The 11189-nt window shown below is 38.8% G+C and carries 12 protein-coding genes and 1 other annotated feature; all 12 genes read left to right on the top strand.

What is annotated here, in order from left to right; all coding sequences use genetic code 11:
* The first annotated feature begins 303 nt into the window (after positions 1-303).
* The 12 genes from NON16_RS14920 (at position 304) to pyrR (ending at position 11006) form a co-directional block, all read left to right on the top strand.
* Entirely contained in the window at positions 304-597 is a 294-nt protein-coding gene (locus NON16_RS14920) for a YlmC/YmxH family sporulation protein (protein ID WP_257350177.1), read from the top strand.
* Positions 598-701: 104 nt separating this feature from the next.
* A complete protein-coding gene (pgeF, locus tag NON16_RS14915; RefSeq protein ID WP_257350176.1) occupies positions 702-1550 on the top strand; it encodes a peptidoglycan editing factor PgeF in 849 nt (282 codons plus the stop codon).
* On the top strand, positions 1547-2224 hold the full coding sequence (locus tag NON16_RS14910; RefSeq protein WP_257350175.1) for a YggS family pyridoxal phosphate-dependent enzyme: 678 nt from the start codon (positions 1547-1549) through the stop codon (positions 2222-2224). The genes pgeF and NON16_RS14910 overlap by 4 nt, the downstream gene beginning before the upstream one ends.
* A gap of 14 nt (positions 2225-2238) precedes the next feature.
* Entirely contained in the window at positions 2239-2670 is a 432-nt protein-coding gene (locus tag NON16_RS14905) for a cell division protein SepF (RefSeq protein ID WP_257350174.1), read from the top strand.
* A gap of 23 nt (positions 2671-2693) precedes the next feature.
* Entirely contained in the window at positions 2694-2948 is a 255-nt protein-coding gene (locus tag NON16_RS14900) for a YggT family protein (RefSeq protein WP_257350173.1), read from the top strand.
* A gap of 7 nt (positions 2949-2955) precedes the next feature.
* Positions 2956-3738: a YlmH family RNA-binding protein gene (locus tag NON16_RS14895; RefSeq protein WP_257350172.1), complete on the top strand. Its 783-nt coding sequence runs from the start codon at positions 2956-2958 to the stop codon at positions 3736-3738.
* A gap of 229 nt (positions 3739-3967) precedes the next feature.
* Positions 3968-4483 carry a DivIVA domain-containing protein gene (locus NON16_RS14890; RefSeq protein WP_257350171.1) on the top strand — a complete coding sequence of 172 codons (516 nt, stop codon included), beginning with the start codon at positions 3968-3970 and terminating at the stop codon, positions 4481-4483.
* A gap of 78 nt (positions 4484-4561) precedes the next feature.
* Positions 4562-4784, top strand: a binding site (T-box leader).
* A gap of 211 nt (positions 4785-4995) precedes the next feature.
* On the top strand, positions 4996-7758 hold the full coding sequence (gene ileS / locus NON16_RS14885) for an isoleucine--tRNA ligase (protein ID WP_257350170.1): 2763 nt from the start codon (positions 4996-4998) through the stop codon (positions 7756-7758).
* A gap of 156 nt (positions 7759-7914) precedes the next feature.
* Positions 7915-8598, top strand: coding sequence for a TraR/DksA C4-type zinc finger protein (locus tag NON16_RS14880; RefSeq protein ID WP_257350169.1), 684 nt, complete (start codon positions 7915-7917; stop codon positions 8596-8598).
* A gap of 174 nt (positions 8599-8772) precedes the next feature.
* Entirely contained in the window at positions 8773-9267 is a 495-nt protein-coding gene (gene lspA / locus NON16_RS14875; protein ID WP_257350168.1) for a signal peptidase II, read from the top strand.
* Positions 9236-10153 (top strand): RluA family pseudouridine synthase, encoded by a 918-nt coding sequence (locus tag NON16_RS14870; RefSeq protein ID WP_257350167.1) that lies wholly within the window; start codon positions 9236-9238, stop codon positions 10151-10153. Before lspA ends, NON16_RS14870 begins: the two co-directional genes overlap by 32 nt.
* Positions 10154-10469: 316 nt before the next feature.
* Positions 10470-11006, top strand: a complete 537-nt coding sequence (gene pyrR, locus NON16_RS14865; protein ID WP_257350166.1) for a bifunctional pyr operon transcriptional regulator/uracil phosphoribosyltransferase PyrR — start codon at positions 10470-10472, stop codon at positions 11004-11006.
* The last annotated feature ends 183 nt before the right edge of the window (positions 11007-11189 follow it).

The following is an 11189-nucleotide window of genomic DNA, read 5'->3' as shown; positions in this document are numbered from 1 at the left end:
TCCCGTATCATGTGGTTCGGGAGTTTGATTTGATGGATGGTGGCGATCCGACGATTCCACCTAAGTTTTCATGTGAGACATGCGGAGGAGAGATGTATCCTGAGTATTACAAAGGGGTACACGGCGTAGAATACAAGCTATCGGATGTTCTCTGACAAAAAAGGACCTGAGTGGAGTGCTTTTCTCCACTCAGGTTTTTCTTATGTTAAAGAAACTATAACTAATGTATTCAAAAAAATAGTGTTCATTTTAAGCAAATCCAACATATATATTTTAGTAATAAAGAAAGGGCGGGATCAGATCATGATCAAAATCTCGGAATTTCAAGTTAAAGATGTTGTTAATGTATCCAATGGAAGGAAGATGGGTCATATTGCTGATTTGGAAATTAATTTGAGTACAGGTAAAATTGAAGCACTTATCATACCTGGAGCAGGAAGAATGATGGGCCTTATGCGAAAAGAGAATGATATTGTTATTCCTTGGAGGGACATTGTAAAGATCGGAAAAGATGTTATTTTAGTGAGGTTCGAGGACCAAACAGAAGGGCAAGGACAGTTAGCCCCGCCAAGCTACCATAATTCAGCAAAGAATTGAAAACAATCGAGCAATCTTACAACTGTTCAACAACTTGTGATAAAATAAGAACAACTGTACAATCCTTCGACAGCTAACATTGCTTTATTATGGAGAGGATATAGATGGAGGAACCATTTTTACGTACGATTAAAACACATTTTAATATTGTACCATTTTCATCCGGTTATTCTGAATCGTCAATAATAGCGGGTATATCTACAAGGTATGGCGGTGTTAGTCTAGATCCTTATGATACGTTAAATTTAGGCTTACACGTTAATGATGATTCGGAATGTGTAGTCGAAAATCGTCATCGACTTGCAACCGATGTCGGTATACCTTTAGAGAGATGGGTATTTGCAGAACAAGTTCATTCATCGTCGATTCAAAAAGTAACAACAGATGATTGCGCAAAGGGTTCAGAATCATATGAAACGGGCATTATGGGAGTAGATGGGTTATATACAAATGAATCTAATGTTGTCCTTTCTGCTGCTTTTGCGGACTGTGTCCCATTATTTTTCTCTTCGAAACAACACTCTATTGTTGGAATAGCTCATGCAGGCTGGAAAGGATCAGTCCTCCAAATTGCCGAGAAAATGGTCAATCTTTGGGTTCAGAATGAATGTATTCGGGTTGAGGATATAGAGGTTGTAATTGGTCCTTCCATACAATCGTGTTGCTATGAAGTAGACGACCGTGTAATTAACGAAGTCAATAAAGTTGTTAACAAGGGAGAACCAACACCTTACACATTCAACCATGATGGTAGCTATCAGCTAAATCTACAACAGTTAAATAAGCAAATCTTGATCCGAAATGGAATTTCACCTGAAAATATTCGACAGTCGAGCCATTGTACAAGTTGTCAGGTAGATGATTATTTCTCGCATAGAAAAGAAAACGGAAAAACGGGTCGGATGCTTGGTTTTATCGTGAACTGTGAACAGGAGGGAGAATCGGCATCTTGAGTATTGAGGATAATTTGAAAAATATCCACAGCAATATATATGAAGCGTGTAAGGTTTCTAAACGTAATCCTAACGATGTTACAATCATTGCTGTAACAAAGTATGTAAGTATTAATACTGCTCGACAGGCACTATCAGCAGGAGTTCACCATCTTGGTGAAAATCGGGATGAAGGATTTTTACATAAACAAAGTGAAATTACGGAGAATGTCAACTGGCATTTTATCGGATCGGTTCAATCGAGAAAAGTTAAAGAGATTATCGGGCATATTGACTACCTTCACTCGTTAGATCGAATCTCACTTGCAAAAGAGATTCAAAAACGATCAGACCGGATCATTAAATGCTTTGTTCAAGTTAATGTTTCAGGTGAACATTCGAAGCATGGGATGAATCCGGGTGATGTTCAAACGTTTGTTGAAAAACTTTCACAGTATGATCGCATAAAAGTCGTCGGGCTGATGACAATGGCTCCTCATATTGATGATGAAGCTCGGTTACGCAAAGTTTTCCGTGAACTCAAACAATTGCAACAGAATGTACAAGCTCTTAAACTTGAACACGCACCATGTACTGAACTCTCAATGGGTATGTCAAATGACTATACAATTGCCGTTGAAGAAGGGGCAACGTTTATTCGTATCGGAACCTCTTTAGTCGGCAAGGAAATGTAGGGAGGTTATCCTTAATGGGTATTAAATCCAGATTAAAGCATTTTTTCGCATTTGATGATGAGGTCTATGAAGACGGAGAATACGATGAAATTGAGCAAGCGAATAATGAAGAATTAGAAACCATGACTCGATCCCGTAAAGATCAAAAGAACCAAAATATCGTAAGTCTCCAAAGTGTTCAGCAACAGGTAAAGGTTGTTCTGATTGAACCAAGGGTTTACTCGGAAGCTCAGGAAATTGCAGATCAATTAACGAACAGACGCGCAGTTGTAATGAACCTCCAGCGTATTCCTCTTGACCAGGCGAAGCGAATTGTGGATTTTCTCAGTGGTACCGTTTATGCTATTGGCGGTGATATTCAAAAGCTTGGACCGAATACGTTTATGTGCACTCCAGATAATGTAGATGTTTCGGGTGCTATATCTGAAATGACAGATGATGAATAGAGAAAAAGGGTGGTTTTAGAGAAATGATCGAAACAATTGCAGTATTTGCTATTACAGCTTATCGATGGCTAATTATTATATATATCTTTATGTCATGGATACCAAATGCAAGGGAATCTTCTTTTGGGCAGTTTTTAGCTTCCATTTGCGAACCTTTTCTTTCACAGTTCCGCAAAATAATCCCGCCTCTTGGAATGATTGATTTATCGCCAATTGTCGCGATATTTGCGTTGATCTTTGCTGAAAGAGGTATACATTATTTATTCCTTTATTTGTAGGTGAGAAATGTCTTTATATGAGCATTTTAGACAAGAAGAGCAACCGTTTGTTGACCAAGTACTAGAATGGAAAAGACTTGCCCTCGATCAATATTCGGTAAAAGTAACAGATTTCCTAGATCCAAGAGAGCGCTATATTCTGGAATCCCTTGTTGGGAAAAGTAACGACATTCATTTTAAGTTTTGGGAAGGGTACAATGAGATTGAACGTACTCGAGGATTGTTGTACCCGTCCTATTTTGAACCGGTCAATGAGGATTTTAATGTTCAGTGTTTTCAACTAGAATACCCTCATAAGTTTGTAAGTGTGCAGCACCCAGATGTATTGGGTGCATTGATGAATCTTGGTATTAAGAGAGAAAAGTTTGGCGATATCATTGTTAATGATAAAACAGTACAGCTAGTTGTTGCGAAAGAAATTTCCGATTATGTGGAAATGAATTTTACTTCTGTAGGTAAAGCGAACGTTTATTTACAGAAAATCAACCATTCAGAATTACAAGAACCTCTTTCCGATAGTTGGGATGAAGGATATGGTACAGTATCTTCACTCAGAATTGATGCGGTTCTTGCTGAAGCATTCCGATTATCCCGATCAAAAGTAGTACCATACATAAAAGGAAAAAAGGTTAAATTAAACTGGAAACTCATTGAACAAACTTCCTCTGAAGTTCAACAAGGGGATACGATTTCAATCCGTGGTTTAGGTCGACTTAAATTATTACAAATAGACGGTCAAACGAAAAAGGGAAAATGGAAAATAACCGTAGGAATAAAAAAATCAAAATGAATGCAGGAAAAGCAACAAAAATGTCGAAATTACCAAGTAAATAAGAATGGTCCCATTGGGATAAAGAAAACTTGGCGATCGCCAAGCCATAGCGTAGGCGATCGCCTTAGTTGCGCTTATACTATAGAAAGTATTTTTTATACTTTCTAAACATGTAACAAACGTCCCTCACCAACATGGTTGAGGCTAAAGCGTTAATTGTGGTAGACATCGATACGGGGGTGGCAATATGCCGTTAACACCATTAGATATTCATAACAAAGAGTTCAACCGCGGGTTCCGGGGATATGATGAAGACGATGTAAATGAATTTCTTGATCAAGTAATTAAAGATTACGAAACAGTGCTACGAGATAAGAAGGATTTACAAGAAAAGCTACATAAAATTGAAGAGAAGCTTTCCTACTTCACTAATATTGAAGAGACATTGAACAAATCCATTGTTGTTGCTCAAGAAACTGGAGAAGAAGTTAAAAGGAATGCGAATAAAGAAGCTCGACTCATTGTTAAAGAAGCCGAAAAAAACGCAGACCGTATTATTAATGAAGCATTAGCAAAATCCAGAAGGATCATGCTGGATATAGAAGAATTGAAAAAACAGTCTTCCGTATATCGGACAAGATTCCGTATGTTAATTGAAGCGCAACTTGAAATGTTAAAGACCGAAGACTGGGATGGACTAATGCCTGCAGACGATGAAGAGGAAGAAAATCATCATATTGAAGATGTAAATGTGAAATCTTAAGAAAAAAATAGGTAATTGGGCAGGGTAAAACTTGACGAAATGATTTCAAATTGGGTATACTCTCAAGTATAAAACTTATATGAGACTTAGATGGGGACAGTATGTCTTAACTGTTTTTCAAAGCGAATCAGGGTTGGTGTAAGCCTGATAAACAGTAATTCGGAAAATCACCCCAGAGTTCCTAGCTGAACGAATCTAGTAAGCGACGGCGATTCATTCTCGATAACGAATGCTAAGTGGGTGTTTAGATTGAATATGCACCTATTAGGGTGGTACCGCGGGTAACCTTCTCGTCCCTATTTGGGATTGAGAAGGTTTTTTTGTACTTACACGTTGATGTTATTCTTTATACGTTAGGAATGTATAACTTTTTAGCTTTAAGTGTAATCGGCGATGGAGAAAAGTTTAAGTTCCAAGTATAAGTGCAACTAAGGTTCAGCTCAACTAAAGACTTGACTAAACCAAGTTTTCTTTATTTTAATGGATGGATAGGAAGAAAGGCAGGAGAGAAAATGAACTATAAAGACACATTATTAATGCCAAAAACTGAATTTCCAATGCGTGGTGGTTTACCGAACAAAGAGCCTAAAATACAGGAAAATTGGAATAAGAGTGATATTTACCAAAAGGTTCAAGAAAAATCAAAAGGCTTACCAAAATTTATTCTGCACGATGGACCTCCATATGCAAATGGAGATATCCATATGGGTCATGCAGAAAATAAGATCCTTAAGGATATCATTGTTCGTTATAAATCGATGAATGGTTTCGATGCACCTTATGTACCGGGCTGGGATACACACGGATTGCCAATCGAAACAGCTCTTGCCAAAGTAAAAAAGGTTAATCGGAAAGAACATTCAATTGCAGAATTCAGAAAGATGTGTGCTGAATATGCATTAGAACAGGTGGATCGACAAAGGGAACAGTTCAAACGACTTGGTGTACGTGGGGATTGGGAGAATCCTTACATTACGTTAACGAATGAGTATGAAGCTGAACAAATTAAAGTTTTTGGCGAGATGGCAAATAAAGGTCTTATCTATAAAGGGAAGAAACCGGTTTACTGGTCTCCTTCTTCAGAGTCTGCTTTTGCTGAGGCAGAAATCGAGTACCAGGACAAACGCTCAGCGTCTATTTACGTGGCATTTCCAATTGCAGACGGAAGAAGTGTAATTGACGAGGATGTTTCAATTGTTATCTGGACGACAACCCCATGGACAATTCCAGCAAACTTAGGTATTTCTGTACATCCGGATTATACGTATGTTGTGGTTGAAACCAGTGGACACAAATATTTGGTAGCGGAAGATCTCCTTGAAGAATTGACTTCCGTATTAGAATGGGAGCAGCCAACCGTTCTTAATAAAGTCAAAGGGGCTGATCTTGATCGTATTTTGGCGAAACATCCATTTTATAATCGAGATTCCCTAGTTATGTTAAGTGATCATGTTACGACAGATTCAGGTACAGGTTGTGTTCATACCGCCCCTGGCCATGGTGAGGATGACTTCCGGGTTGGGAAACGTTATGATCTTGGAATTCTTTGTCCTGTTGATGAAAAGGGACATATGACTGAAGAAGCACCTGGATTTGAAGGAATGTTTTATGATAAGGCAAATAAATTAGTGACAGATAAGCTTACTGATGCTGGCCTACTTTTGAAATTAGAGTTTATCACGCACTCCTATCCCCATGATTGGAGAACGAAAAAGCCGATCATTTTCCGAGTAACGGACCAGTGGTTTGCATCAATCAAGCAAATTCGTGAACAAATTCTAAATGAAGTAAAAGAAGTAAAATGGTACCCTTTATGGGGTGAAACGCGACTTCATAATATGGTGAAAGATCGGGAAGATTGGTGTATCTCAAGGCAACGGGCATGGGGTGTTCCGATTCCTGTCTTCTACGGTGAAGATAATACACCAATCATCAGCAATGAAACCATCGAACACATTTCGAATCTATTCCGCGAGCATGGATCGAATATTTGGTTTGAATGGGATGCAAAAGATCTCCTACCTGAAGGATTTACTTCTGAACATAGTCCGAATGGCGAATTCACGAAAGAAATAGATATTATGGATGTATGGTTTGATTCTGGATCTTCACACCAAAGTGTATTAGAGGAACGATCTGAGCTTGTACGTCCGGCAGATGTTTACCTAGAAGGAACGGATCAATATCGTGGTTGGTTCAACTCTTCGTTATCTACAAGTGTTGCTGTAACAGGAAAAGCACCTTATAAGACAATCATTACTCACGGGTTTGTCCTTGATGGGCAAGGTCGCAAAATGAGTAAATCGATTGGTAATGTTATGGATCCGATCAAGGTAATGAAGCAACTCGGCGCCGATATTATCCGACTATGGGTTTCGTCCGTTGACTATCAAGCAGATGTAAGAGTGTCGGATGACATTTTAAAACAGGTATCTGAAGTCTATCGGAAGATCCGAAACACTTTACGTTTCATGCTTGGAAACTTAAACGGCTTTGATCCTAATAAGCATCGTGTTGAATGGAAAGATATGAATGAGCTGGATCAATACATGCTCGTGAAAGTGAATGAGCTTGTAAAACGGGCAAAAAATGCATACGACGATTACCAGTTCTCAACCGTATATAATGCGATTCACAACTTCTGTACAATTGAGCTAAGTTCATTCTATCTTGACCTTGCAAAAGATACGTTATATATCGAAGCCGAAGATGATCATAAGCGCCGGTCCATGCAAACAGTTCTTTATGAAAGTGTTGTCGCATTAACTCAGCTAGTAGCACCAATTCTTGCCCATACAGCAGATGAAGTATGGGAGTATATTCCTGGGGAAAAAGAAGAAAGTGTTCAGCTTACATCAATGCCAGAGGTGACAGAATATCCTAATGCTTCAGTATTACTGAATAAATGGGATCAGATGATGGATATCCGTGATGAAGTTCTTAAGGCTTTGGAAAATGCGCGAAACGAAAAAGTCATCGGGAAATCATTAGCTGCATCAATCGAGCTGTACCCTACTGAACACACGAAGGAACTACTATCAACCATAACTGACCTTGATAAGTTCTTTATTGTATCAGATGTAAAAGTTACAGGAGTAAAAGACCAAGCACCAGCAGAAGCGGATCAATTCGAACGTGTAGCCATCCTTGCGAAGGCTGCTAAAGGTGAAACTTGTGACCGCTGCTGGACAGTAACACAAACAGTTGGTACGAACGAAAAGCATCCTTCTCTCTGTGAGCGATGTGCAACGATTGTAGCAAAACATTATGAATAATTAAATGGAATCGTATAGGAAAATGACCCTTTCTATCCGTACTTTGCTCTTTGTAGAGTGAACTTGCGGATAAGGGTCATTTTTCTTTACGAAACCGTTGTAAAATGGAGTGATATGGTCAAACTATATGTATCCTAGCTGGGAAGGAAGTTCAAAATGAGTTACGAATATTTAAAACAGCAATTGATACAACGGAAGCAGGAAATTGAAAAAGAATTCGAACAAAATAATCACTTTGGATTAGAACGAGGATTTGCGAGTGATATGTCATCTGGTGAATTATCACAGTATGATAACCATCCAGCTGATTCCGGGACAGAGCTTTATGAACGTGAGAAGGATATTGCATTAAATGCCCACTTGAAGGAAGAACTATCAGACATTAACTATTCGTTAAAGCAGATGGAAGATGGAACATATGGAACTTGTGAGGTGACAGGAAAACAAATTCCGATCGAACGGTTGAAAGCATTACCATCAGCAAGAACGATAAAAGAAGCTTCACCTAATCAACAAGTATCAAATGATCGACCTGTTGAGGAAGATGTGCTCAGATCAATGGAAGAAGAATATTACACAGGAAGTCAGGAAACGGAATATAATGAGCAAAATGTGTACAATGAGGTCGCATCTTTCAATGAAAACAGTATGACCTATGAAGATTCTTCGTTAATAGATAACAAAGATGGATCTGGATATGTTGAAGAATATGAACAATTTGTTTCAACCGGTATTGAAGGGTATACTGGCGATGAAAATATCAAATTTCAGCGTAATATCCAATATGACCAATACATGAATGAACAGGAAAACATTGACGAAGAGGAAAACAATTCGTAATACTTGGTAGCCCAAACTGGTAGCCCAAACTCAGTCGTTTTGGGCTTCTTTCATTTAAGAATAAGAAAATAAAATTTCTATATTGAAAATATAAACTCCAAACCACACCTTTCATTGTACAAGTGGCTTTAATGTGCTAAAATTCATACGGATATAAGCAAAGGTGGGGAAAGCATGCGCTATTACATATTAGGCTTACTTGTCATTATTATTGATCAGATTTCAAAATGGTTCATCGTGACGAAAATGAGTCTTGGAGAGTCAATAATGGTTATTCCAGATGTGTTTTATCTTACTTCACATCGTAATAGAGGGGCTGCTTTTGGCATCTTGGAAGGTCAGATGTGGTTATTCTTTATTGTAACGATTATTGTCCTCATTGCGGTTGTCTATTATTTACAAACCGAGGCCAAAGGAAAACCTTTTTTAAGTACAGCATTAGGCTTTGTTCTTGGTGGAGCGATTGGGAATTTTATAGATCGTATGGTTAGAGGAGAAGTTGTCGATTTTCTTAATTTTTATATCGGTTCATATAATTATCCAATCTTTAATGTAGCTGATTCAGCCTTAGTAGTTGGCGTTGGTATGATTGCAATCGCATTACTAAAAGATAGTAAAGAATCGAAGGAGATAACAGATGGAACAGATACAAATGATCGTTCCCGTTGAGTATAAACAACAGCGGGTTGATAAAGTAATAACTAACTTACAATCAGATTTGTCAAGAACTCAAATACAACAATGGATTAAGGAAAATCGAGTCCGAATAAATGGAACAGACATCAAATCGAATTATAAATGTGCAGCAGGAGATGAAATTCAAATTGATGTACCGGAACCAGAACCACTAGAAGTATTGCCCGAACCAATGGACCTTACTTTCGTGTATGAGGATAATGATTTGCTCGTAGTGAATAAACCAAGAGGGATGGTCGTACATCCTGCTCCCGGCCACTTGACAGGAACGTTGGTGAATGGTCTCATGGCTCATTGTAAAGACCTTTCAGGTATTAATGGCATAATGCGCCCAGGTATTGTGCATCGAATTGATAAAGATACCTCTGGACTTCTTGTAGTTGCCAAAAATGACTTGTCTCACAAGCATTTAGGTGAACAAATGAAGGCGAAAACGACAACACGGAAATACAAAGGGATCGTTCACGGAGTGATTCCGCACAATAAAGGTACAATCGATGCTCCGGTTGGAAGAGATAAAAAGGACCGTCAAAAAATGACGGTGACCAATGAAAACAGTAAAGAGGCCGTTACACACTTTAATGTACTTGAACGCTTTTCTAAGTATACGTACATCGAATGTATTCTAGAAACAGGTAGAACCCATCAAATTCGTGTTCATATGGATTATATCGGCTATCAAATGGTGGGTGATCCAAAATATGGTCCGAAGAAAACGCTGTCGATTGATGGACAAGCACTGCATGCAGAAACATTAGGATTTATACACCCACGTACAGAACAATATATGGAATTCTCAGCAGAACTGCCAAGTGATATGGTACAACTGCTTGATGAACTTCGTCGAAATTTGGTTTGACAACAGAAAGAACATTATGAGATAATCTTATCAAAGAATAGAGACCTTTAAGATCAGTCCCGTGAGGCTGAGAAGGTAACGGTTAAAGTAAAAGGGAGAACTATACCCATTTACTTGTTAGCAGGAGAACTGTACCCTCTCACCGATCGGTGAGAGGGTATTTTTTATACTATAGAAAGTATATAAAGCAAAGGCCTTTAGGTCATCCCTTAGGTGACTAAGACGATCGTCAGCGCTAAGGCTTTGCGCTAACCAAGTTTTCTTTATAAGAGAAGGAATTGTCGCTTACGCTTTTCATATTGGTGGGGGTGAAACAATGAAGGAAAAGACCATTTTATTGGATCAACAGGCAATCAAACGAGCACTAACAAGAATTGCACACGAAATATTAGAACGGAATAAAGGGATAAAGGACCTGATTCTTGTTGGGATAAAAACTCGGGGGGTCTTTCTTGGAAACCGACTTGGGGAGAGAATAGAGCAAATCGAGGGTGAAAAAGTTTCAAGCGGAGAGATAGACATAACCCTTTATCGGGATGATCTATCGAAGAAAAACGCAAACGACGAACCGTTGCTGAAAGGTACTAATATCCCGATCGATGTGACGAACAAAACGGTTATACTCGTCGATGATGTCCTTTATACGGGAAGAACAGTCCGAGCAGCAATGGATGCAGTGATGGATCTAGGGAGGCCTTCACAAATTCAACTAGCTGTCTTAGTTGACAGGGGACATAGAGAATTACCAATTCGAGCTGATTATGTCGGTAAGAATGTACCAACTTCCCGTGATGAAATCGTTAATGTTGATTTATCTGAAGTAGATGAAACCGATCAAGTAAGTATTCAATAAGAAAAGCGTAAGCGCTGAAGCTAGACAATAAGAAAAGCGCAAGCGCCTTGGGTAGCCACGAATGACACTGGAAGGCCATTGAGGAGGCTGTCGCCGCCTCAGAGGGACTGAAGTGATCCGAGTGGCTGGGCGCTGAAGCTAGATAATAAGAAAAGTGCATTATAATTAACATGTAAATTAAAT

The organism is Pseudalkalibacillus decolorationis (assembly GCF_024609785.1).
In the GTDB taxonomy this organism is placed as follows: domain Bacteria; phylum Bacillota; class Bacilli; order Bacillales; family Fictibacillaceae; genus Pseudalkalibacillus; species Pseudalkalibacillus decolorationis.
The sequence above is the reverse complement of the archived record's forward strand: the minus strand, read 5'-3'. Positions and strand labels throughout refer to the sequence as shown.

Coding starts and splice junctions, on each gene's coding strand:
- NON16_RS14905 (WP_257350174.1), top strand. CDS start 2,239: ATGGGTATTAAATCCAGATTAAAGCATTTTTTCGCATTTGATGATGAG.
- pyrR (WP_257350166.1), top strand. CDS start 10,470: ATGAAGGAAAAGACCATTTTATTGGATCAACAGGCAATCAAACGAGCA.
- NON16_RS14895 (WP_257350172.1), top strand. CDS start 2,956: ATGTCTTTATATGAGCATTTTAGACAAGAAGAGCAACCGTTTGTTGAC.
- NON16_RS14920 (WP_257350177.1), top strand. CDS start 304: ATGATCAAAATCTCGGAATTTCAAGTTAAAGATGTTGTTAATGTATCC.
- NON16_RS14890 (WP_257350171.1), top strand. CDS start 3,968: ATGCCGTTAACACCATTAGATATTCATAACAAAGAGTTCAACCGCGGG.
- lspA (WP_257350168.1), top strand. CDS start 8,773: ATGCGCTATTACATATTAGGCTTACTTGTCATTATTATTGATCAGATT.
- NON16_RS14880 (WP_257350169.1), top strand. CDS start 7,915: ATGAGTTACGAATATTTAAAACAGCAATTGATACAACGGAAGCAGGAA.
- ileS (WP_257350170.1), top strand. CDS start 4,996: ATGAACTATAAAGACACATTATTAATGCCAAAAACTGAATTTCCAATG.
- pgeF (WP_257350176.1), top strand. CDS start 702: ATGGAGGAACCATTTTTACGTACGATTAAAACACATTTTAATATTGTA.
- NON16_RS14870 (WP_257350167.1), top strand. CDS start 9,236: ATGGAACAGATACAAATGATCGTTCCCGTTGAGTATAAACAACAGCGG.
- NON16_RS14900 (WP_257350173.1), top strand. CDS start 2,694: ATGATCGAAACAATTGCAGTATTTGCTATTACAGCTTATCGATGGCTA.